Genomic DNA, 22,520 nt, shown 5'->3' with positions numbered 1-22,520 from the left:
GATCTTTCAATGGCCGATCGGTCCTGACTAGTTAAATGCCGACGTTCTACAAGCTACTCCTGTCGACCCTCGTTGCGGCCGGCGCCCTGACGATGTGCATGGCCAAGTCCGAGCTGCAGTTGCCCGCGCCGATCGTGATGCGCGCCGTGAGCGGCGTCGAGAACGTCGAATTGCGCCACATCGGCTTCGACCAGCCCGGCGCGGGTCCATTCCAGCCCCTGTTCGGCCTTGACGACGCGTTGTGGGCCAACTATCCGTCCGTGCTATATCTCGACAAGGTCTATCGCCGTGCCGGTCCGGGCAGCTTCGTCGTGCATCCCCGCGGCGACGTCCGCGCGCGCTACGTGGTCGAGGAACACGCGGACCGGTCCGAAGAAAGACTTGACCGCATCACCAGCCTGTCCATCCACGACCGCGACAGTCAAGAACTGCTCGGCCGGAAATACCTGCGCGCCCGGCAGATCGAGGCCGGACGCGTCCCGGTCGGCGAAGAGGCCATGGCGTTCGTGCGCAGGGTGCTGGGCACGGCGGCCCCGGCCGGCGGCCGGCTCGACCAGCCATCGTACGGCGCAGCGCCCGTCACGCACACGGCGCTCCGGGCCGGCCGCATCGACCCTCCCATCCATGGAGGCGATGGCTGTCCGCCTTCCTACCGGATCGAGACGGCGGCGTCGCCCCGGCAGTTCGATGCCGGCGCGTGGTCGTTCCGGCCCTGGTCCGACGTCGACAGCTTTGCCTGCACCGGCAACTTCATCCTGGTGGCGTCGGGCGACGGCGCGCACCTGCTGCTCGACCTGCTGGACCCGACCGGCAAGCACCTGTTCCAGACCGAGGTCGCGATGCCGCTCGACGCGCGCGCCGAAGCGACCTTGCAACGCCTGCGGGTGAACGGCGAGCGCCTGCAGGTCGACGTGCATTATCGTCCTGGCAAGCTCCCCGACGGCAAGCCGAGGCTGCGCCAGCGGTTCAGGATGGTTATTTCGATGACACCGCCGGAGCCCGGAGCGCCTGCGGCAGCGGTGGCTGTAAAATAGCGGTTTTCGACCAGCATTTTCGCCTGACATGCATATCAATCCCGAACGCAGCGACCGTCCCGACTATGACCTGCTGGTGCGCCAGGTCACCAGCGTCCTCGAGGGCGAGCGCGACCTGACCGCCAATGCTTCCCAGTTCTCGGCCCTGGTCTACGACACGTTATCAAGCCTGAACTGGGCCGGCTTCTACTTCACGGTTCCCTCGAAAAAAGGCGAAGGCCAGGACCTGCTGGTCGGCCCGTTCCAGGGCAAACCCGCCTGCGCCCGCATCCCGTTCGGCCGCGGCGTCTGCGGCACGACCGCCGTCAAGCGCGAGACCATCGTGGTGCCGGACGTGCATGCCTTCCCAGGCCACATCGCCTGCGATTCGGCGTCCGCCTCGGAAATCGTCATTCCGGTGATCAAGGATGACAAGCTCATTGGCGTGTTCGATATCGACAGCCCGAAGCCGGACCGTTTCTCGGAAGAAGATCGCGCCGGCCTCGAAGCCATGCTCGCGGCATTCATTGCCGCCACCGATTTCTAATTGCGCCACACCATCCAGAGACCCACATGAACCAACTCGAACAGCTCAAGCAGTACACCACCGTGGTCGCCGACACCGGCGACTTCCAGTCGATCAAGGCCTATGCCCCACAGGACGCGACCACCAACCCGTCGCTGATCCTGAAGGCCGTGCAAAAGCCGGAATACCGTCCGCTGCTGGAAAAGGCGATCGCCGATGCGCCGGGCGCGTCGACCGAAGCGATCGTCGACAGCCTCCTGATCGCTTTCGGCGTCGAGATCCTGAAGTACGTGCCGGGCCGCGTCTCGACCGAGATCGATGCCGCGCTGTCGTTCGATACCGAAGCGACCGTCGCCAAGGGCCGCGAGCTGATCGCCCTGTATGAAAAGAACGGCGTGTCGCGCGAACGCGTCCTGATCAAGATCGCGTCGACCTGGGAAGGCATCCGCGCCGCCGAGATTCTGGAGAAAGACGGCATCCACTGCAACCTGACCCTGCTGTTCTCGCTGTGCCAGGCGGTGGCCTGCGCCGAAGCCGGCGTCAAGCTGATCTCGCCGTTCGTCGGCCGCATCTATGACTGGTACAAGAAATCGACCGGCACCGACTATCAAGGCGCCGACGATCCGGGCGTGCAGTCGGTCAAGCGCATCTACCAGTACTACCGCAAGTTCGGCTACGACACCGAAGTGATGGGCGCGAGCTTCCGCAATACCTCGCAGATCCTGGAGCTGGCCGGTTGCGACCTGCTGACGATCTCGCCCGACCTGCTGCAAAAGCTGGCCGACAGCGACGCGCCGGTCGAGCGCAAGCTGAGCAAAGACGAGAGCATCAGTATCGAGAAGATCGCGATGGACGAAAAAACCTTCCGCTTCATGCTGAACGAAGACGCGATGGGCACCGAGAAGCTGGCCGAAGGCATCCGCGCCTTCGTCGCCGATTCGCTCAAGCTCAAGCAGATGATCGAAGGCATGCGTTAAACGCCACCGCGTTAACGACGAACCCGGCCGCGGCCGGGTTTTTTATTGGGGGGTTACGCCTTCAGCGCGCCTTCAACCCCGCCAGGAAGGTATCGATCACCTCCCCGCCCAGCGCCATCAGGTCGAACGATTCCAGGTCGAACAGCCAGTTGCGCAGCAGGCCGTCGAGCATGATCCACATGCAGGTCGCCGCATTGTGCGGGTCGACGCTGGCCGGCAACTGGCCGTTCGCGCGCGCCTCGGTCAGCTGCGCTTCCATGCGCGTGCGCCACTCGGCCACCGCTTCGCGCTTGCGCACGCGGGCCGAGTCGACCTCGTCGGTGAACTCGGTCTTGAGGGTGGCGATCTCGAACACCCGGCGCGCCTTCTCGTCGCTGACGACGATGTGCAGCACCGCCATCAGCTCGTCGCGCAAGCGCTGCAACGGGTCGGCGACCTCGCGCTCGCCCAGCTGCTGGATGGCGGTGTCCATCGGCATCGTGGCGCGATCCATCATCGCGCTGAACAGCGCGCCCTTGTCGACAAAATGCCAATAAATCGCCCCGCGCGTTACACCCGCCGCAGTCGCGATGTGCTGTAATGTCGTTCGCGAAACGCCCTGTTTTGCGAACAAGATCTCTGCTGCATCAAGAATGCTGTCGCGGGTCGCCGCTGCTTCTTCCTTCGTCCTGCGAACCATTTCTTTTGAGTAACCCTCGAATTAAAGGTGCTTAAACATTTTACATACAGTCGTGATAGTATATAAAACTATTTGCAAAAGCCAGCGTTGATCTCGCATCCCGTGCATATGTTAGTGACTGGGATGTGACATCGGCAAGTATTTCTAACTAGAAGGATGCACACGTAATGCGCTCTGCCAACTCCTCATCCATGTCCCTCACCCGGGTCGCGGCGGCCACCATGGCTGCGGTGGTCCTGCTGTCTGCCTGCGGCAAGAAAGACGATCCGGCCAAGGCCGGCGCCCCCGCCGGCCAGCAGATGCCGGCGCCCGAAGTCGGCGTCGTCACCGCCGCCTTCCAGACCGTCGCGCTGCAGAACGAACTGCCGGCGCGCGTGGAACCGATCCGCACCGCCCAGGTTCGCGCCCGTGTCGACGGCGTGGTGCTCAAGCGTTCCTTCACCGAGGGCAGCATCGTCAAGCAGGGCCAGTCGCTGTTCACCATCGACCCGGCGCCTTACCAGGCCCAGCTCGCCGCAGCGCGCGCCGATGTCGCGCGCGCCGAAGCCAACCTGGTAGCCTCGCGCGCCATCGCCGAGCGCTACAAGCCGCTGGTCGAAGCCAATGCCGTCAGCAAACAGGAATTCGACAACGCCGTCGCCGCCCAGAAGCAAGGTGAGGCCGAAGTCGCCGCAGCCAAGGCCCAGTTGCGCGTTGCCCAGATCAATGTTGGTTACACCAATGTGAACGCTCCCATCACGGGCCGCATCGGCCGCGCGCTGGTGACCGAAGGCGCGCTGGTGTCGGCGACCCAGTCGACCGAGCTGGCCCTGATCCAGCAGACCGACACCATGTACCTCAACATCACCCAGTCGGCCACCGAGCTGCAGCGCCTGAGGAAGCAAGGCGGCGGCGCCAACGACGTGCCGGTCACCGTGCTGCTGGAAGACGGCTCCGCCCTGCCGCAGCGCGGCAAGCTGCTGTTCTCGGACGTGACCGTCGACCAGGGCACCGGCCAGGTCACGCTGCGCGCCACCGTGGCGAACCCGAACAACGCCCTGCTCCCGGGCCAGTACGTGCGCGTGCGCATTGCCCAGGCTTCGCTGCCGAACGGCATCCTGATTCCCCAGCAGGCGGTCACCCGCGGCGGCCAGAACGGCGACACCGTGACCGTCATCGGCGCCGACAACAAGCCGGTCCCGCGCCAGATCCAGATCGCTTCGCAGCAGGATGAGAACTGGGTCGTCACCGGCGGCCTGAAGGAAGGCGAAAAAGTGATGGTCGACGGCTTCCAGAAGCTGCAGATGCTGCCGCCGGGCACCCCGGTCAAGCCGGTGCAGTGGACGCCGGCAGGCGCCCAGCAGGCGCCGGCCCAGGCAGGCGCGACGGCGGCCCAGCCGAACGCGGCCGGCGCCAAGGCGGCTGCCACCGCCGGCGCCGGCGATACCCGCACCCCGGATGCCGGTTCGCCGGTCGCGGGCGCGACCACGCCGGCCGACAGCAGCCGCTAAGAACACAGGAATAGGACTTTCCAATGGCACGTTTTTTTATTGACCGCCCGATTTTTGCCTGGGTGATCGCGCTATTCATCATGGTGCTCGGTGGCGTCGCCATCAAGCAGCTGCCGATCGCGCAATACCCGACCGTGGCGCCACCCTCGATCGTCATCAACGTCGCTTATCCGGGCGCATCGGCGCAGACGCTCGAAGACTCCGTCATCTCGATCATCGAACGCGAGATGAACGGCGCCCAAGGCATGATTTACATGGAATCGACCAGCCAGGCCAACGGCACCGGTTCGATCACCGTCTCGTTCGAGACCGGCACCGACCCGAACCTGGCCCAGGTCGACGTCCAGAACCGCCTGTCGCGCGCCACCCCGCGCCTGCCGCCGGCGGTGACCCAGCAGGGTGTGCGCGTCGACCAGGCGCGCTCGAACTTCCTGCTGTTTACGATCCTGTCGTCGGATGACCCGAACATCGGCAACATCGAGTTGGGCGACTATGCCTCGCGCAACGTGCTGCCTGAAATCCAGCGCATCACCGGCGTTGGCCAGGCCCAGCTGTTCGGCACCGAGAAGGCGATGCGCGTCTGGATCGACCCGACCAAGCTGGTCGGCCTGAACCTGTCGCCGGCCGACGTCACCGCCGCGATCTCGCAGCAGAATGCCCAGGTCGCTTCCGGCACCATCGGCGACCTGCCGGTCGCCAAGGGCCAGCAGATCAGCGCCACCGTGATCGTCACCGGCCAGCTGTCGAACGTCGAACAGTTCGGCAACATCGTGCTGCGCGCGAATCCGGACGGCTCGACCGTGCGCCTGAAGGACGTGGCGCGCATCGAGATCGGCGGCCAGGCCTATGCCACCACCGCGCGCCTGAACGGCAAGCCGTCGGCCGGTATCGGCGTGCAGCTGGCGCCGTCGGGCAACGCCCTCGAGACGGCGGAGCTGATCAAGGCGCGCATGGCGGAACTGCAGAAGTACTTCCCGAAAGGCATGAAGTACTCGATTCCTTACGACTCGACCACCTTCATCGACATCTCGATCGAGCAAGTGGTGCACACCCTGTTCGAAGCGATCGTGCTGGTGTTCCTGGTGATGTACCTGTTCCTGCAGAACATCCGCTACACGCTGATCCCGACCATCGTGGTGCCGATCGCACTGCTGGGCTCGTTCGCCTGCCTGCTGGCGCTGGGCTTCTCGATCAACGTGCTGACCATGTTCGGCATGGTGCTGGTGATCGGTATCGTGGTCGACGATGCGATCGTGGTGGTCGAGAACGTCGAGCGCATCATGAGCGAGGAAGGTCTTCCCCCACTGGAAGCGACGCGCAAGGCGATGGGCCAGATCTCGGGCGCCATCATCGGCGTGACCGTGGTGCTGATCGCCGTGTTCGTGCCGCTGGCCTTCTTCGCCGGCGCGGTCGGCAACATCTACCGCCAGTTCTCGGTCGTGATGGTGACCTCGATCGGCTTCTCGGCCTTCCTGGCGCTGACCCTGACCCCGGCGTTGTGCGCGCACCTGCTGAAACCCGTCGAAGCCGGCCATCACATGGACAAGAAGGGTTTCTTCGGCTGGTTCAACCGCAATTTCACGGCCGGCGCCAAGAAATATGAAGGCTTCGTCGGCGCCATCCTCAAGCGCGCCGGCCGCTGGATGGTCGTGTTCGCGCTGCTGGTCGCCATCGTCGCCCTGATGTTCACCCGCATGCCGAACGCCTTCCTGCCGAACGAAGACCAGGGCTATGTGATCGCCAACATCCAGCTGCCGCCAGGCGCCACCGCCGAGCGTACCGGCACCGTGCTGCGTTCGCTGGAAGAGTTCGTGATGAAGCAGCCCGAGACCGCCAACATCGTGGCCGTGACCGGCTTCTCGTTCTCGGGCCAGGGCCAGAACATGGGTCTCGCGTTCATTCCAATGAAGCCATGGGACGATCGCAAGGAGCAAGGCCAGGACGCGCAATCGTTCGCCGGCCGCATCACCGGCCACATGGGCGCGGTGCGCGACTCGTTCATCTTCGTGGTGAGCCCGCCGCCGATCCCGGAACTGGGCACCGGCACCGGCTTCTCGTTCCGCCTGCAGGATCGTGGCGGCAACGGCCACGCGGCACTGCTGGCCGCGCGTAACCAGATGCTGGGCATGGCCATGCAGAGCAAGGTCCTGACCGGCATGCGTCCGGAAGGCCTGGAAGACGCGCCGCAGCTCAAGCTGAACATCGACCGCGACAAGGCGCAAGCCCTGGGCGTGACCTTCGGCGCGATCAATACCGCACTGTCGACCTCGCTGGGTTCGTCGTATGTGAACGACTTCCCGAACGCCGGCCGCCTGCAGCGCGTGATCGTGCAGGCCGATGCGCCGCAGCGCATGCAGCCGGACGACCTGCTGCGCATCAACGCCCTGAATACCCAGGGCCAGCCGGTGCCGCTGTCGTCGTTCGCGACCACCGAATGGACCACCGGCCCGATGCAGACCAACCGCTACAACGGCTATCCGGCGATGAAGCTCACCGGCGAGCCGGCTCCGGGTTATTCGAGCGGCGATGCGCTGGAAGAGATGCAGCGCCTGGCAGCCCAGCTGCCGGCCGGCTTCGCCTTCGAATGGACCGGCCAGTCGCGTGAGGAAATCCTGTCCGGCTCGACCGCGGGCATCCTGATCGCCTTCTCGCTGCTGGCGGTGTTCCTGGCCCTGGCCGCGCTGTATGAAAGCTGGACGATCCCGGTCTCGGTGATGCTGGTGGTGCCGCTGGGCGTGCTCGGCTCGCTGATCGCGGCCAATATGCGCGGCTTGCCGAACGACGTCTACTTCAAGGTCGGCCTGATCACCATCATCGGCCTGGCGGCGAAGAATGCGATTCTGATCGTTGAATTCGCCAAGGACCTGCAGGCCGAGGGCAAGACGCCGTACGAGGCGGCGCTGGAAGCGGCGCACCTGCGCTTCCGCCCGATCATCATGACCTCGCTGGCCTTCATCCTCGGCGTGCTGCCGCTGGTCATCGCAGGCGGCGCCGGTTCGGCATCGCAGCGCGCCATCGGCACCGGCGTGATGGGCGGCATGATCACCGCGACCGTGCTGGGCGTGATCTTCGTGCCGGTCTTCTTCGTGGTGGTCCGCACGCTCTTCAAGGGCAGCGACCGCCAGCAGAAGATGTACGCGACTCAACATCAGAAGCATGTAGAAGAAGGAAGCAAACCATGATCAAGCACATCAAACTGGCGACGCCGCTGGCACTGGCGATGACGCTGGCAGGCTGCATCTCGCTGGCGCCGGACTATGAACGTCCGGCGGCCCCGGTGGCTGCGGCCTTCCCGGAAACCCCGAAGGCGGCGACCGAGTCGACCAGCCCGGTGCTGAACGCCGCCCCGGCCACGGTGGCCTGGCAGTCGTTCTTCACCGACGCCCGCCTGCGTTCGCTGATCGATGCGGCCCTGGTGAACAACCGTGACCTGCGCGTGGCGATCGCCAATATCGAACAGGCGCGTGCGCAATACCGCATCACCCGCGCCGACCGCCTGCCGAGCGTGGGCCTGGGCATCAGCGGCAACCGCCAGACCACCGGCGAAGACCAGCCGATCGAAAGCGTGTACCAGTCGGGCCTGTCGGTCTCGGCCTTCGAGCTCGACCTGTTCGGCCGGGTGCGCAACCTGTCCGAAGCGGCGCTGGCGCAATACCTGGCGACCGAGGAGGCGCGCAAGGCCACCCAGATCAGCCTGATCTCGTCGGTGGCCAGCGCCTGGCTGCAACTGCTGGCCGACGAAGAGCTGCTGCGCATCACGCAAGACACGCTGAACACGCGCCTGGAATCGGACAAGCTGACCCAGTTGCGCTTCGAGAACGGCGTGGCCTCGCGCCTGGAACTGCAGCAATCGCGTTCGCTGGTCGAGACGGCCCGCGCCACCCTGGCCCAGCAGCAGCGCCTGCGGGCCCAGGACATCAACCTGCTGACGCTGCTGGTCGGCGGCCCGCTGCCGGCCGACGTGAGCGCCGGCGCCACGCTGGCCAAGACCGAGCTGCCCGACATCCCGGCCGGCCTGCCGTCCGACCTGCTGACCAACCGTCCCGACATCCGTTCGGCCGAGCAGCAGCTGATCGCGGCCAACGCCAACATCGGGGCGGCGCGCGCGAACTTCTTCCCGCGCATCACGCTGACCGGCACCGCCGGCAGCGCCAGCAACGAGCTGTCGGGCCTGTTCGACAGCGGCACCTGGGGCTGGACCTTCGCGCCGCAGGCGATCCTGCCGATCTTCGACTATGGCCGCAACAGCGCCACGCTGGGCAGCGCCAGGGCCCAGCGCGACATCGCGGTGGCGCAGTACGAGCAATCGATCCAGACCGCGTTCCGCGAAGTGGCGGACGCGCTGGCCGGCCAGGCGACCTTCAGCGAACAGCTGCGCGCGCAAGCCGCGGTGACCGAGGCCGAAGCCGACCGCTTCAACCTGTCCGACCTGCGTTACCGCAGCGGCGCGGCCAGCTACCTCGACCTGCTCGATGCGCAGCGTTCGCTGTTCCAGTCGCAGCAGTTGTCGGTGCAGGCGAATCTGCTGCGCTTGCAGAATCAGGTGACCTTGTATCGCGTGCTGGGTGGCGGATGGACGGAGCCGGCGGCGCCGGCCGACGGCGCCACGCCGGTGGCGGCGCGCTAAGCACTGCGCGACACCTGTCGTGATCACGGAACCGGGCCCGCGTGGCCCGGTTTTTTATTGCGCGCCCTCCCGTCCGGGGCGTCGTCTGGACCGGCAAGGCGCGTCTTGTCCAAGTTGTAACGCGGAATTGCCAGCGCGGCGGGGCGCGCGGCCAGCGATTTGGATACACTGGCCCCATCGACTGTCGACGATGCGCCCCGCGGCGCAGTGTGACGCCATGCGCAATTTTTTCAACTCACACTGGAAAGTCATCCTCGCGATCCTGCTGGCGATCGTGCTGGCCCTGGTGACCCTCGACACCAGGTCGAGCGTGCCGCCTCTGGCGATGCGCCTGCAGATGCACACCCAGGCGCTGGCGTCCGCCGCGTCGGCCACGCCATACAGCGCGCTGCGCCATGTCGAAACCTCGCTGCGGCGCTACGGTTACGCTCCTCGCGTGCGGCAAGGCGGCGACGCGGCGCATCCGGGCCGCAGCATCGAGGTGGCGGTGTCCAGGCTGGCGCCCGGCGAGCGCCCCGCCCGCACCTTCATCGTCGGCGCCCACCTCGACCAGGACTCCCCTGCGGGGATCGCCGGCGCCGCCGCCGTGCTCGAACTGGCGCGCGCGGCCACGACGCTGCATCCCGCCTACGGCACCGAAGTCCGCTTCGTCTTTTTCGTGAATGATGAACCTGCCGCAGGAGCGGACCGGCGCGCCATCGCCGCGCGCCGCGATGGCGGCAACTTCATGGCCTTCATTGGAACGCGCGAATCGTCGACCCAGGTGCGCCAGGCGCTGGCCGCCTTGCGCAACGATCCGATGCAAGCCCGGCAAGGACTGGCGGCGCCGGCCCACGTGATGGGGCTCACCCTGTCGGGGCATGGCAGCGGGCCGGAAGACGGGCCTGCGCTGGTGATCACCGATGCCGGCTTCCTGCGCTTTCCTTATTTCCACGCCGGCGCTGAGCCCGACCAGGAGCAAAACCGGACGCAGGATGGCAACGACTACGACGGCATGGCGCGCATCGTCGGCGGCCTCTCCCGCACCCTGGAGGCGCTGGCCGGCGCGGTGGAAATCTAGGCCTTACTCGGCCAGGAACATCTCTTGCAGGTCGTTCAGGAAGCGCTGCCCCAGCTCGGTCGGCTTGATCAGCTTGTGGTCGCGGTAGATCAGCCCTTTCGCCTCGGCCTCGTTCAGCGCCTTCGTGATGGCGCCGATGTTCATGCCGGTGCGTTCGCCGAACAGGTTCGGATCGAAGCCGCCGGTCAGGCGCAGCGCGTTGAGCATGAATTCGAAACCCATGTCGGCGCGGCCGATCTCGTGTTCTTCCTGCACCGGATTGCCGCGCCTGGCGGCCTCGATGAACGACGCCGGCTGCTTGAAGCGCGCCTGGCGCAGCACGCGGTGCGGGAACGAGAGCTTCGAGTGGGCGCCGGCGCCGATGCCGAGGTAGTCGCCGAACTTCCAGTAGTTCAGGTTGTGGCGCGCGCGCCGGCCCGGCTGGGCATAGGCCGAGACTTCGTAGTGTTCGTAGCCCGCGGCGCCCGTCACCGCGGCGATCATGTCCTGCATGTCGGCGCTCAGGTCGTCGTCCGGCAGCGCCGGCGGATACTTGGCGAACACCGTGTTCGGTTCCATCGTCAGGTGGTACAGCGACAGGTGCGGCGGCGCGAACGACAGCGCCGTTTCCAGGTCGCGCCGTGCCTCTTCCAGGGTCTGCGACGGCAGCGCGTACATCAGGTCGAGGTTGAAGTTCTCGAAGGTGTTCTTCGCGATCTCGACCGCGCGCAGCGCTTCGTCACCGTCATGGATACGGCCCAGCGCCTTCAGGTGCGCCGGATTGAAGCTCTGGATGCCGATCGACAGCCGGTTGATGCCGCTCGCGCGGTAGCTCTTGAAGCGCTCGGCCTCGAAGGTGCCGGGATTGGCTTCCATCGTGATCTCGGCGTCCAGCTCCAGCGGCAGCAGGGTGCGCAGGTCGGACATCAGGCGGTCCAGGCCGGCGGCCGACATCAGGCTCGGCGTGCCGCCGCCGATGAAGACGGTGTGGATCTTGCGGCCCCAGATCAGCGGCAGCGATTGCTCCAGGTCGAGGCGCAGCGCGTCCAGGTAGGCCTGCTCGGGCAACTCTCCCTTCGCCTCGTGCGAATTGAAGTCGCAGTACGGGCATTTGCGCACGCACCAGGGCCAGTGCACGTACAGCGACAGCGGCGGCAAGGCGGAGAGGTTGAGCGCGCCCGGCTGCAGGTATTGCAGCGCGGCGCTGGCCGGCGAACGCGGCTCGCCCGGCCCGGGGGCGGCGACTTTAATCGGGATCATGTCAGGCGGACTTCAGTTTCTCGACCAGCGCGCGCAGCGCCTGGCCGCGGTGGGACAGTGCGTTCTTTTGTTCCGGCGCCAGCTCGGCGGTGGTCTTGCCGAGCGACGGGATCAGGAAATGCGGATCGTAGCCGAAGCCGTTCTCGCCGCGCGGATTGGCGATGATCTCGCCATTCCAACGGCCGTCGGCGATCACCGGCTGCGGATCGTCCGGATGGCGCACGTAGACCAGCACGCAATAGTAATAGGCCGATTTGTCGGCAAGCCCTGCCAGGTCGGCGACGAGCTTCTGGTTGTTGCGGGCGTCCGATTTCGGCTCCCCCGCGAACCGTGCGGAGTACACGCCCGGCGCGCCGCCGAGCGCATTCACGCACACGCCCGAGTCGTCGGCCAGCGCCGGCAGGCCGGTCAGGCGCGACGCGTGGCGCGCCTTGGCCAGCGCGTTCTCGACGAAGGTGCCGAACGGCTCTTCCGCCTCCGGCACGTCGAATTCGCCCTGCGGGTGCAGTTCGAAACCGATGGGGCCGAGCAGCTGGGCGAACTCCTTCAGCTTGCCGGCGTTATTGGAGGCGAGGATCAGGCGTTGGGTCATGGTTATGCGGATTGGATTGGATAAGCCGGCTATTTTACCGGCTTCCCCCCCCCATGCAGGTCACAGGAGCCGCAAGGCCTGCTTCTGCAGGTGGATCAGGTCGGCGATGCCCTGCTGCGCCAGGTCCAGCAGGCGGTTCATGCCGGCGCGGTCGAAGGCCGCGCCTTCGGCCGTGCCCTGCACTTCGATGAAGTGGCCGGCCTCGGTCATCACCACGTTCATGTCGGTATCGCAATCCGAATCTTCCGGATAGTCGAGGTCGAGCACCGGCTCGCCGCGATACACGCCCACCGATACCGCCGCCACGAAATGGCGCACGGGGATCGCCGGAATCAGGCCGGCCGCCACCAGCTTGCCGAAGGCGTCATGGGCCGCCACCATGGCGCCGGTGATGCTTGCCGTGCGGGTACCGCCGTCGGCCTGGATCACGTCGCAATCGAGGTGCAGCGTGCGCTCGCCGAAGGCTTCCAGGTCGAAGGCGGCGCGCAGCGAGCGGCCGATCAGGCGCTGGATTTCCTGGGTGCGGCCGCTCTGCTTGCCGCGCGCGGCTTCGCGGTCCATGCGGCTGTGGGTCGAGCGCGGCAGCATGCCGTATTCGGCGGTCAGCCAGCCCTGGCCCTTCCCCTTCAAAAAGCCCGGCACCTTCTCTTCGATGCTGGCGGTGCAGATCACCTTGGTGTCGCCGAACTCGATCAGCACCGAGCCTTCGGCGTGGCGCGTGTAGTTGCGGGTAATGGAGACGGGACGCAGCTGGTCGACCGCGCGGCCGCTGGGGCGCTGTTCAAATGTCATGATGGTTGCTTTCTTGTTTGCTTATTTACTTGATGACCTGGGATGACTTCTCGATCGCCGCACGGATCTCGGCGATCGCTTTTTCGATGTCGTCGTCGCCGAAGGCGTCCGCGCCACCCGGGGCGGCATCGGCCCCGACGATGGTCGACCTGACCATGTCCTCGCCCAGCAGCTGGGTCGAGATCACATTGGGCAGGCCGGCCTGTGCGGTGTCGGCGCCCTGCCAGGCGATGGCCAGCGCGGTCGTGTTGTCGGCCTGGGCGCCGCCGACGGCGGCCGCGGTCTGCACCATCGCGGGCACGGCCTGCACCACGCTGCCGGTCGCCAGGCGGTGCACGATCTCGGCCTCGGGCAGCATCGACCACAGGCCGTCGGAGCACAGTAGCAGCACGTCGCCCGGCTGCAGGCTGACCTGGTGCGACAGCTCGATCTTCGGCGCGCTCGAGGCGCCCAGGCAGTTGTACAGCTTGTTGCGGTCGGGGTGGGTCGCGCGCTCGCTCGGATCGGCGCGCCCGCGGTCGACCAGGTATTCGAAATGCGAATGGTCGCGCGTGCGCGCCAGCACCTGGTTGCGCCGCACCCAGTACAGGCGCGAGTCGCCGGCATGGGCCCATACCGCGCAGTTGTGCTGCACCAGGCAGGCGACGACGGTCGTGCGCGGCATCTCGGGCAGGCCGTGGGTGGCGGCATAGGCCTGGATGTCGTGGTGGGCCTGCAGCAGCGCTTCTTCCAGGAAGCGCTCGGGGCGTTTGACGTAGGGACGCGCCTGCATGCGGAACATCATCGACACCGTCTGCAGCGCGATGGTCGCGGCGATCTCGCCGTTCATGTGCCCGCCCATGCCGTCGGCCAGCAGGAGCAGCAGCGCGTCGCGCGTAAAGCAGTAGCCCATGCGGTCCTGGTTGACCTTGCGGCCGCCGATATGGCTTTGCTGGTAGACGGAGAATTGCATGATTACCCCTGGCCGCGCCCGAAGGCGCCGAGACGGTCGACGAGTCCGCGCCAGCCGCCGCGCGCCTGTGCCGGCGCCGATGGGGACACCGATACGGACGCCGCCGCGCGCGGCGCCGCCGGTGCGGCCTGCAGCGCTTTCTGGATCGCGAACACGCTCTGCGGACGCGCGAGCGGATCGAGCGCCAGGCAGGATTGCACGAGGTCGATCAGCTCGGGCGAATAACGTCCCACCAATGTATCCAGCTGCTCGAGCAGCCGGTCGCCGGCGCGCCGGGCCTCGACCGACTGCGGCGTCGTGGCGCTCATGCAGGCCAGCATGGCGGCGCCCAGGCTGTAGATATCGGTCCACGGTCCGAGGCTGGCGCCGCGCGCGGACAGCTCGGGCGCGGCGAAGCCCGGCGTGTACATCGGCGCCAGCATCGGCGCATCGCTGTGCAGGGTCTGGCGCGCGGCGCCGAAATCGAGCAGCAGCGGCGAACCATCAAGGCGCAAATAAATATTGGCGGGCTTGAGGTCGAGGTGCAGCAGCTTGTTGGCGTGCACTTCGCGCAGGCCGGCGCACACGCCTGCAAACACCTGGCGCACGAACCCCTCGCCCAGGCGGCTGCCCTTGGCGGCGGCGCGCGCGATGTGTTCCTGCAGCGAGTGCCCGGATTCGTAAGCCATCACCATGTAGACGGTGTCGTGGGCGCGGAAGAAGTTCAGCACGCGCACCACATTCGGGTGCACGATGCGCGCGAGCGCCCTACCCTCTTCGAAAAAGCACTTGAGGCCGATACGGAACACGGCCAGGTGCGGCTTGGCGACGACGGGCACCAATTCGCCCGGCTGGCGCAGCGCCAGCGCGCTCGGCAAATACTCCTTGATGGCGACCGCGTTCCCTTCGCCGTCATAGGCAAGGTAAACAATACTGAACCCACCGGACGCAATTTTCTTTACAATGCGGTATCCGGCAATGTCCAGCCCATCGGGCAGGGGAGCGTTATTCTGTGCAGCCATCCAAGTGGGTTTCCTTGCTAAACAGGGCGATTGTGTGGATAAATGTCGGCTTTGTAAAGAATAAAAACCGGGGATCCCATTGAGCATTTCAAGCATGACAGGTTACGCGGTCGCCACCAGCGAAGGCGCTGCAGGAACCCTCACGATCGAAATCAAGAGCGTCAATTCGCGCTTCCTCGATCTCCAGTTCCGCATCAATGACGAATTGCGCGCGCTGGAGCCCGACCTGCGTTCGGCGATCATGGCCGCGATCACGCGCGGCAAGGTCGAGGTGCGCCTGTCGTTCGGCCGCAAGGTCAGCGGCGGCTCCTCGGCGCTGAACCAGGAACTGCTGGCCGACCTCGCCCGCCTGCAGGGCGAAGTCACGCGTCACTTTGCCCAGGCCTCCCCGATGACGGTGGCCGAGCTGCTGCGCTGGCCGGGCGTCATCGAAGAATCGACGATCGGCCAGGAGTCGCTCCAGGCCGACGTCGCCGCCCTCACCGCCACCACCATCGCCGCTTTCGTCGACAGCCGCAAGCGCGAAGGCGCGGCGCTCGAATCGATGCTGCAATCGCGCATCGAATCGATGGAAGCGATCGTCAAGCGCATTACGCCGCTGATCCCGCAAGTCATTTCGCAATTCCAGCACAAGGCGGTCGAGCGCATGCAGGACGCCCTGGGCCTGGCCGGCCACGGCAATCCGTCGACGCTCACGCGCCAGGAAGTGCTGGAGCGGATCCGGCAAGAAGTGACGCTGTACGGCATCCGCATCGACGTCTCCGAAGAGCTGTCGCGCCTGTCGGCCCACCTGAACGAAACCCGTCACATCCTGAAAAAAGGCGGCCAGGTCGGCAAGCGCCTCGACTTCATGATGCAGGAACTGAACCGCGAAGCGAACACGCTGGGCGCCAAGGCCTCGGTCAAGGAGCTGGCGGATGCGTCGATGGAACTCAAGCTCCTCATCGAGCAGATGCGGGAGCAGGTGCAGAATCTGGAGTGATCCGGCTGACGTTGTTCAGCCCGTAGATTTATTTTTTTTGTTAGCCCCAAAACGTCGTTCCCGCGCAGGCGGGAACCTAAGTTTGCAAGCGTTATCGAAACGCCAAAAACTTGGGTTCCCGCCTTCGCGGGAACGACGTATTTATGCTAGCGTGATTGTCATTATTATCGCGGCACGCACTCGCGTCAAAAACGTATTAACAAAGGAACCACCATGCTCCCACACGCCTTCTCCGGCAGCCTGTTCATCGTCGCCGCCCCGTCCGGCGCCGGCAAATCGAGCCTGGTCAACGCCCTGCTGGCGCAGGAACCCGGCATCAAGCTGTCGATCTCGACCACGACCCGCAAGCCGCGTCCGGGCGAGCTGGATGGCGAGCATTACCACTTCACCACCGCCGAGGATTTCGTCACCCGCGCCGAACGCGGCGAATTCCTGGAATGGGCCGAGGTGCACGGCAATTACTACGGCACGAGCCGCCTGACCGTCGAACAAGAGATGAAGAACGGCACCGACATCCTGCTCGAGATCGACTGGCAGGGCGCGCGCCAGGTGAAGAAACTGTTCCCGGACGCGGCCGGCATCTTCATCTTGCCGCCGTCGATCGAGGCGCTGGAAGAGCGCCTGCACAAGCGTGGCACGGACGAGCCGCACATCATCACGCGCCGCCTGCTGGCGGCCGGCGGCGAGATGGCTCACGCTCCGGAGTTCGAATATGCTATCATCAACGAAGAGTTTAACGTCGCCCTGGCCGAACTGCAGGCGATTGTCAAAGCGACACGTTGCCGGTTCGCCCAACAGGCCGCCCGCAACGCTACGCTGTTTGCCCAGCTGGGAATCCACGCGCATCAACCTCAATCGTGATCAGCGCGCCATTCAGGCGCGCTTTTCACCGTTGTCGTTACCCGTTTTGAACTGAATTTTTTCGCATATCAGGAGCACACACATGGCCCGCATTACCATCGAAGACTGCCTCAAGAACGTCCCGAACCGCTTCCAGCTGACCCTGGCCGCTACCTACCGTGCTCGTCAGTTGCTGCAAGGCCACACCCCGAAGGTCGAAGCGAAAGACAAGCCGACCGTCGTCGCCCTGCGCGAAATCGCCGCCGGCAAGGTTGGCCTGGAAATGCTGAAAAAAGTGCCGATGTAATTCCCTTCGGGGTTGCCTGGATTAGCGTTATCCCGTCTTCTGTTATTCTGTGATCACTACGGCTTGACGATTTAACGTAATGAACCTGTCCCCAGATTCGACCAATACACGCAACCCTGCTGCTCCACGCGAGCGGCGCGCCGACAATCGTCCTCCCGATTACCTCGAGCCCGTCGCTCCCGGCGTCGCATCGGTCACGCAGCTGATCACGATGCTGTCCGAATACCTCACGCCCGCCGAACTCAAGAAGGTCAAGGAAGCCTACCGCTTCTCCGACGAGATGCACCTGGGCCAGGTCCGCAAGTCGGGCGAGCCCTATATCTCCCATCCGATCGCCGTCGCCGAGATCTGCGCCGAGTGGAAGCTCGATGCGCAAGCCATCATGGCCGCCCTGCTGCACGACGTGATCGAAGACCAGGACGTCAAGAAAGACGAACTGATCGAGCGTTTCGGCGCCCAGGTCGCCAACCTCGTCGACGGCCTGTCCAAGCTCGAAAAGATCGAATTCCAGAGCCAGCTCGAAGCGCAGGCGGAAAATTTCCGCAAGATGCTGCTGGCGATGGCGTCCGACGTGCGCGTGATCCTGATCAAGCTGGCCGACCGCCTGCACAATATGCGCACCCTGGGCGTCATGGTGCCGGCCAAGAAGCGCCGCATCGCCGGCGAGACGATGGAAGTGTACGTCCCCATCGCCCACCGCCTCGGCCTGAACAATATCTACCGCGAGCTGCAAGACCTCTCGTTCTCGCACCTGTATCCGCTGCGCTACCAGACGCTGTCGAAGGCGATCAAGGCCGCGCGCGGCAACCGCCGCGAAGTGGTCAAGAAGATCCTCGAGGCGGTCAAGAACCAGCTCGCGACCAGCGGCCTGCAGTTCGAAGTCTATGGCCGCGAAAAGACGCTGTACGGCATCTATAAAAAGATGCGCAACAAGCACCTGTCGTTCTCGCAGGTGCTCGACGTGTATGGCTTCCGCGTCGTCGTCGACAGCGTGCCCAACTGTTACGTGGCGCTCGGCACCCTGCACGCCCTGTACAAGCCGATGCCCGGCAAGTTCAAGGACTATATCGCGATCGGCAAGATCAACGGCTACCAGTCGCTGCACACCACGCTGATCGGCCCCTACGGCACCCCGGTCGAATTCCAGATCCGCACGCAAGAGATGCACCGCACCGCCGAGAGCGGCGTGGCGGCGCACTGGCTGTACAAGACGGGCGACTCGAACATGTCTGACCTGCAACAGCGCACCCATGCCTGGCTGCAGTCGCTGCTCGACATCCAGCAGCAGACCGGCGACTCGGCCGAGTTCCTCGAACACGTGAAAGTCGACCTGTTCCCGGATTCGGTGTATGTGTTTACGCCCAAGTCGAAGATCATCGCCCTGCCGCGCGGCGCCACGGCGCTGGATTTCGCCTACTCGATCCACACCGGCATCGGCGACCACACGGTGGGCGTCAAGATCAACAACGAAGACCAGCCGCTGCGCACCGAGCTGCACAACGGCGACATCGTCGAGATCATCACCGATCCGGAATCGCGTCCGAGCCCGACCTGGCTCACTTTTGTGCGCACCGGCAAGGCGCGCTCGGCGATCCGTCACCACCTGCGCGCGATCGACGTCAACGAATCGGTCGACCTGGGGCAGGAATTGCTGGCCCAGGCGCTGGCCGTACGCAATATCAAGCCAGACCTGTCGGACGCCGTCATCGAGCGCCTGCTGGCCGAAACCTCGGCCAAGTCGATGGAAGAAATGTATGCCGACATCGGCATCGGCAAGCGCATGCCGGCCCTGGTGGCGCGCCATATCTTCGGCCTGATGGAGGGCGACCCCGAACTGCTGCCGTCGAGTAAACCCCTGCCCGCCAGCGAGATCGCGCCGGTCACGATCTATGGCAGCGAAGGCGTGGCGGTGCAACTGGCGCCCTGCTGCCTGCCGATCCCGGGCGACCAGATCACCGGCCAGCTGCGGCGCGACCAGGCGCTGGTGGTCCACACCTGCGACTGCCTGCCGGCCAAGCGCATCCGCGCCAAGGAACCGGACCGCTGGATCGCGGTGCAGTGGGGTGACGAGCTCAACCGCCGCTTCGACTGCCGCATCCGCCTGTTGATCAACAACGAAAAAGGCATTCTCGCCCGCGTGGCCGCCGAGATCGGCGAGTCGGACGCCAACATCACCTATGTCGGCATGGACGAGGATGACGAGCACAGCATGACGCAGCTGCGCTTCACGATCCAGATCAAGGATCGGGTGCATCTGGCGCAGCTGATTCGCAATCTGCGCCGGGTGGCGGGAGTCAATCGCGTGGAGCGGGAGCGGTCGTAAAACGTCTTGCCGCCCGTGGGGTTGGCGGCTACGCCGCCGACCCCACGTCATGTTTCCAGTTATCGCAATGGCGCCAGCGCCAGGATGCTGTCAAACGCCGCACACGCCCCCGCGCACGCGTCGGCAATCTCGTCCGGCGACTTCACGTGTTCTTTCAGCGCCAGCATGAACGCGCGCCAGCGCGGCCCCGGGCCTTCGTCGGCCCCGCGCAGGTAGCGCAATGGATGCGGCGCCAGCCGTTCCGAGAGCTTTCCGTACAATACCTTCCCGCCCAGCTGGGATCCTTCGATCACGTAGGCCACGCCCCAGCGGTAGGCGGCGCTGGCATCCTGCGGCCAGGCATGCGGGTTGGACGGCGCGCGCAGCGGCGGCATGCCCGGCTCATTCAGATCGGCATCGATCAGCGCCAGCCGCCCGAGCGTCGGCAACACCGTCTGCGGACCGTCGGCGAAGCCGTCCAGCCAGCCCTGCAGCGGCGCCAGCCAGTCGCGCACCATCGTCAGGTGCGTGGCATAGTCGTGCACATCGGGGGCAGGACTGGACAACGGCAAGCCGCTGTCGAGCCGTTCGTGGCGTGCGGAAGTGGCGGCGCGCAGCGCGGCCAGGGCGTCCAGGTCGGACGCCGGGTCGTGAGGTCGGTTCATGACCTCATCTTAGCAGCCAACCCGGAACTCAGTCGGCCACGGGTTCGGGATAATCGACCGAGATAATCTCCAGTTCGTCCATGCCGAGCGGGGTCTGCAGCGGCACCACGTCGCCCTCGCGGCACTTGGTCAGTGCGCGCGCCACCGGCGACACCCAGCTGATCTTGCCCTTCAAAGGATCGAGCTCGTCCACGCCGACGATGGTGACGGTGTGCTCTTCGCCGGCCTTGTTGATATAGCTCACCGTGGCCCCGAAAAAGACCTGGTCGTTGCCGTAGTGAACAGTCGGATCGACCACGAAGGCCGAATCCATGCGCTTGGTGAGAAAGCGGATGCGGCGGTCGATCTCGCGCAGGCGGCGCTTGCCGTAGATGTAGTCGCCATTTTCGGAACGGTCACCGTTCGAGGCGGCCCAGTGCACGATGCGCACCACCTCGGGCCGGTCGACGTCGATCAGCTGCAGCAACTCGTCCTTGATGCGCTGGTAGCCGGCCGGGGTGATGTAATTCTTGGCGCCGGCGGGAATCGCCTGCGCCAGGGCCAAAGATTCTTCGTCGTCGTCGTTATCGGACTCTTTTACAAATGCCTTATTCATGACCTTATTGTAACGAGACTTGGCGTCGCCTGCGCCAGGATTCGCGCGCTTTTATCGTATGATGCAGACAAGCCAAAGCAGTGCACGCAAAAGAAACGACGAGACAAAACAATGAGCCTGCCCTCTCCTTTCCATACCGAACATCCTCCCACCTCCGGCCTGGTCTACCAGTTCGTCCTGCACCCCGACGGCAGCACCAGCTTCCCCTGCCTGAACGACGGCTGCAGCGCGCTGCTCGGCCTGGCGCCCGGCGAGCTGCAGGACGAACCCGCGCTGTTCGAAAGCCTGATCCTGCCGGAAGACCGGCGCGCCTACCACGAGGCGATGCGGCAGTCGGCCGCCGCCCTGGCGGCCTGGAACTGGGAAGGACGGATCCGCATCCCGGCCTGGAACGACGTCAAGTGGATCAACCTGCGCGCCACCCCGCATACCCGCGAGGACGGCGCGGTACAGTGGGATGGCATCATGACCAATATCACGGCAAGCAAGCAGGAGCAGGAAGAATCGCACCGTTCGCGCGAGCGCCTGGCCGAGCTGACCGCGCATATCGAGCAGGCCAAGGAAGACGAGCGCACCCGCATCGCGCGCGAGATCCACGACGACCTGGGCGGCAACCTCACGGCGATCAAGATGGCGCTGGCCATGCTGTCGGCGCGCCTGCCGCCAGACCAGCCGGACCTGCACGACAAGGCGAACTACGTCGACGGCCTGGTCGACCGCACCATCGAGGCGGTGCACCGCATCTCGCTCGACCTGCGCCCGAGCACGCTCGACCTCGGCATCGTCGCCGCACTGGAGTGGCAGGCGCGCGAGTTCGAGAAGCAGATGGGGATCGCCGTCATCATGCGCTGTCCGCATCGAGACGACGATGGGGACCTGGAGCTCGAGCCCGACCATGCGAGCGCGCTGTTTCGCATCTTCCAGGAAGCGCTCACGAACATCGCCAAGCATGCCAATGCGACCCGGGTCACGGTGTCGCTGCGGCGCCAGCGCAACCTGCTCACCCTGGCGATCTGCGACAACGGCCGCGGCATCCAGCCCGCCGACCGCCTCAAGCCGCAATCGTTCGGCCTGCGCGGCATGAGCGAGCGCGCCAGCGCGCTGGGCGGCACGCTGGCCTTGTCGTCCGCGCCCGGAGGTGGCACGATGGTGACCATCAAGACCAGGCTGGCATCGAAGGCTTCCGCCCAGCAGGCGGCGGCCCACAAGGCAGCGCAAGAAGAAGAATGACCGACAAAGTAAACATCCGCGTTTTCATCGCCGACGACCATGCCATCGTGCGCGAGGGCCTGAAGCAGATCCTGGCCGAGCAGCGCGACATCAACGTCGCCGGCGAGGCCGAGAACGGCGTCGACGCCGCCCGGCTGGTGGGCAAGTCCAAGGCCAATGTGATGCTGCTCGATATCTCGCTGCCCGACCGCAACGGCATCGACGTATTGAAACAGATAAAGAAAGACCGACCCGAACTGGCGGTGCTGATGCTGTCGATGCACCGCGAAGACCAGTACGCGATCCGCGCGCTGAAGGCCGGCGCGTCCGGTTATCTCACCAAGCAGAGCGCGCCGCGCGAGCTGGTGACGGCGATCCGCCAGGTGGCGGGCGGCCAGAAATACGTGAGCGCGGCGCTGGCCCAGACCCTGGCCAGCTCGATCGGCGCCGACCACGAGGCGGCGGTGCACGAAGGCCTGTCCGACCGCGAGTACCAGACCCTGACCATGATCGCCTCCGGCATGACGGTCAGCGAGATCGCGCGCGAGCTGTCGCTGTCGGTCAAGACCATCAGCGAATACCGCGCCCGTTTGTTGGTCAAAATGAAACTCAAGACCAGCGCCGAGCTGACGACCTACGCCATCCGTAACGGTTTGGTGGACTGAATGTGAC

General features: G+C 65.4%; 21 protein-coding genes and 1 pseudogene. 13 read left to right on the top strand and 9 right to left on the bottom strand.

What is annotated here, in order from left to right; all coding sequences use genetic code 11:
• Window positions 1-35 precede the first annotated feature (35 nt).
• Genes LO55_RS12590 through tal form a run of 3 tightly spaced genes read left to right on the top strand, consistent with a single transcriptional unit; the run spans window position 36 to window position 2,516 of the window.
• A complete protein-coding gene (locus LO55_RS12590) occupies window positions 36-1,034 on the top strand; it encodes a hypothetical protein (RefSeq protein WP_071361697.1) in 999 nt (332 codons plus the stop codon).
• A 28-nt stretch (window positions 1,035-1,062) separates the two neighbouring features.
• Window positions 1,063-1,560: a free L-methionine (R)-S-oxide reductase MsrC gene (msrC, locus tag LO55_RS12585; protein WP_005665956.1), complete on the top strand. Its 498-nt coding sequence runs from the start codon at window positions 1,063-1,065 to the stop codon at window positions 1,558-1,560.
• A gap of 26 nt (window positions 1,561-1,586) precedes the next feature.
• Complete coding sequence (gene tal, locus LO55_RS12580; protein WP_071361696.1) at window positions 1,587-2,516, top strand: transaldolase; 930 nt, start codon at window positions 1,587-1,589, stop codon at window positions 2,514-2,516.
• Between the two features lie 61 nt (window positions 2,517-2,577).
• On the opposite strand, the gene LO55_RS12575 is transcribed toward tal, so the two are convergent.
• Both LO55_RS12575 and LO55_RS27010 read right to left on the bottom strand, forming a co-directional pair.
• Window positions 2,578-2,994: a TetR family transcriptional regulator C-terminal domain-containing protein gene (locus LO55_RS12575; RefSeq protein WP_229410251.1), complete on the bottom strand. Its 417-nt coding sequence runs from the start codon at window positions 2,992-2,994 to the stop codon at window positions 2,578-2,580.
• A 27-nt stretch (window positions 2,995-3,021) separates the two neighbouring features.
• Window positions 3,022-3,195 (bottom strand): annotated as a pseudogene (locus tag LO55_RS27010) (TetR family transcriptional regulator); the annotation flags it as partial.
• A 191-nt stretch (window positions 3,196-3,386) separates the two neighbouring features.
• On the opposite strand from LO55_RS27010, the gene LO55_RS12570 reads away from it, so the two are divergent.
• From LO55_RS12570 to LO55_RS12555, 4 genes are all read left to right on the top strand, one after another.
• Window positions 3,387-4,685: an efflux RND transporter periplasmic adaptor subunit gene (locus LO55_RS12570; RefSeq protein ID WP_229410135.1), complete on the top strand. Its 1,299-nt coding sequence runs from the start codon at window positions 3,387-3,389 to the stop codon at window positions 4,683-4,685.
• Between the two features lie 23 nt (window positions 4,686-4,708).
• The gene (locus tag LO55_RS12565) at window positions 4,709-7,867 is read left to right on the top strand and encodes an efflux RND transporter permease subunit (RefSeq protein ID WP_071361693.1); all 3,159 of its coding nucleotides are present in this window, start codon (window positions 4,709-4,711) and stop codon (window positions 7,865-7,867) included.
• Window positions 7,864-9,312, top strand: coding sequence for an efflux transporter outer membrane subunit (locus LO55_RS12560; protein WP_005665946.1), 1,449 nt, complete (start codon window positions 7,864-7,866; stop codon window positions 9,310-9,312). Before LO55_RS12565 ends, LO55_RS12560 begins: the two co-directional genes overlap by 4 nt.
• A gap of 217 nt (window positions 9,313-9,529) precedes the next feature.
• Complete coding sequence (locus LO55_RS12555) at window positions 9,530-10,372, top strand: zinc-binding metallopeptidase family protein (RefSeq protein WP_143054513.1); 843 nt, start codon at window positions 9,530-9,532, stop codon at window positions 10,370-10,372.
• 3 nt (window positions 10,373-10,375) lie between these two features.
• Here LO55_RS12555 and hemW read toward each other — a convergent pair whose 3' ends face one another.
• The 5 genes from hemW to LO55_RS12530 are packed head-to-tail and all read right to left on the bottom strand — an operon-like array spanning window position 10,376 to window position 14,948.
• Entirely contained in the window at window positions 10,376-11,611 is a 1,236-nt protein-coding gene (gene hemW / locus LO55_RS12550; protein ID WP_071361691.1) for a radical SAM family heme chaperone HemW, read from the bottom strand.
• A 1-nt stretch (window position 11,612) separates the two neighbouring features.
• Entirely contained in the window at window positions 11,613-12,203 is a 591-nt protein-coding gene (rdgB, locus tag LO55_RS12545) for an RdgB/HAM1 family non-canonical purine NTP pyrophosphatase (protein ID WP_005665933.1), read from the bottom strand.
• A gap of 60 nt (window positions 12,204-12,263) precedes the next feature.
• Window positions 12,264-12,995: a ribonuclease PH gene (rph, locus tag LO55_RS12540; protein WP_071361690.1), complete on the bottom strand. Its 732-nt coding sequence runs from the start codon at window positions 12,993-12,995 to the stop codon at window positions 12,264-12,266.
• A gap of 25 nt (window positions 12,996-13,020) precedes the next feature.
• Complete coding sequence (locus tag LO55_RS12535; protein WP_071361689.1) at window positions 13,021-13,947, bottom strand: PP2C family protein-serine/threonine phosphatase; 927 nt, start codon at window positions 13,945-13,947, stop codon at window positions 13,021-13,023.
• A gap of 2 nt (window positions 13,948-13,949) precedes the next feature.
• On the bottom strand, window positions 13,950-14,948 hold the full coding sequence (locus LO55_RS12530; RefSeq protein WP_071361688.1) for a serine/threonine protein kinase: 999 nt from the start codon (window positions 14,946-14,948) through the stop codon (window positions 13,950-13,952).
• A 94-nt stretch (window positions 14,949-15,042) separates the two neighbouring features.
• Here LO55_RS12530 and LO55_RS12525 point away from each other — a divergent pair, with 94 nt between their 5' ends.
• The 4 genes from LO55_RS12525 (at window position 15,043) to LO55_RS12510 (ending at window position 19,400) form a co-directional block, all read left to right on the top strand.
• Entirely contained in the window at window positions 15,043-15,930 is an 888-nt protein-coding gene (locus LO55_RS12525) for a YicC/YloC family endoribonuclease (protein ID WP_071361687.1), read from the top strand.
• 213 nt (window positions 15,931-16,143) lie between these two features.
• Entirely contained in the window at window positions 16,144-16,791 is a 648-nt protein-coding gene (gene gmk / locus LO55_RS12520; RefSeq protein WP_005665925.1) for a guanylate kinase, read from the top strand.
• An 82-nt stretch (window positions 16,792-16,873) separates the two neighbouring features.
• A complete protein-coding gene (gene rpoZ, locus LO55_RS12515) occupies window positions 16,874-17,077 on the top strand; it encodes a DNA-directed RNA polymerase subunit omega (protein ID WP_005665923.1) in 204 nt (67 codons plus the stop codon).
• A 79-nt stretch (window positions 17,078-17,156) separates the two neighbouring features.
• Window positions 17,157-19,400 (top strand): RelA/SpoT family protein, encoded by a 2,244-nt coding sequence (locus tag LO55_RS12510; protein ID WP_005665921.1) that lies wholly within the window; start codon window positions 17,157-17,159, stop codon window positions 19,398-19,400.
• A gap of 59 nt (window positions 19,401-19,459) precedes the next feature.
• Here LO55_RS12510 and LO55_RS12505 read toward each other — a convergent pair whose 3' ends face one another.
• Together LO55_RS12505 and greB are read right to left on the bottom strand one after the other, a co-directional pair.
• Window positions 19,460-20,044, bottom strand: a complete 585-nt coding sequence (locus LO55_RS12505; protein WP_071361686.1) for a biliverdin-producing heme oxygenase — start codon at window positions 20,042-20,044, stop codon at window positions 19,460-19,462.
• A gap of 28 nt (window positions 20,045-20,072) precedes the next feature.
• Entirely contained in the window at window positions 20,073-20,639 is a 567-nt protein-coding gene (gene greB, locus LO55_RS12500; protein ID WP_071361685.1) for a transcription elongation factor GreB, read from the bottom strand.
• A gap of 111 nt (window positions 20,640-20,750) precedes the next feature.
• Here greB and LO55_RS12495 point away from each other — a divergent pair, with 111 nt between their 5' ends.
• Window positions 20,751-21,869, top strand: coding sequence for a sensor histidine kinase (locus LO55_RS12495; protein ID WP_071361684.1), 1,119 nt, complete (start codon window positions 20,751-20,753; stop codon window positions 21,867-21,869).
• Window positions 21,866-22,513 (top strand): response regulator, encoded by a 648-nt coding sequence (locus LO55_RS12490; RefSeq protein WP_005665914.1) that lies wholly within the window; start codon window positions 21,866-21,868, stop codon window positions 22,511-22,513. Before LO55_RS12495 ends, LO55_RS12490 begins: the two co-directional genes overlap by 4 nt.
• Window positions 22,514-22,520: the final 7 nt, after the last annotated feature.

Source organism: Massilia timonae (assembly GCF_001866515.1).
Lineage (GTDB): Bacteria > Pseudomonadota > Gammaproteobacteria > Burkholderiales > Burkholderiaceae_D > Telluria > Telluria timonae.
Note: the sequence above shows the minus strand (reverse complement) of the source record. Positions and strands in the feature narration are given on the sequence as shown.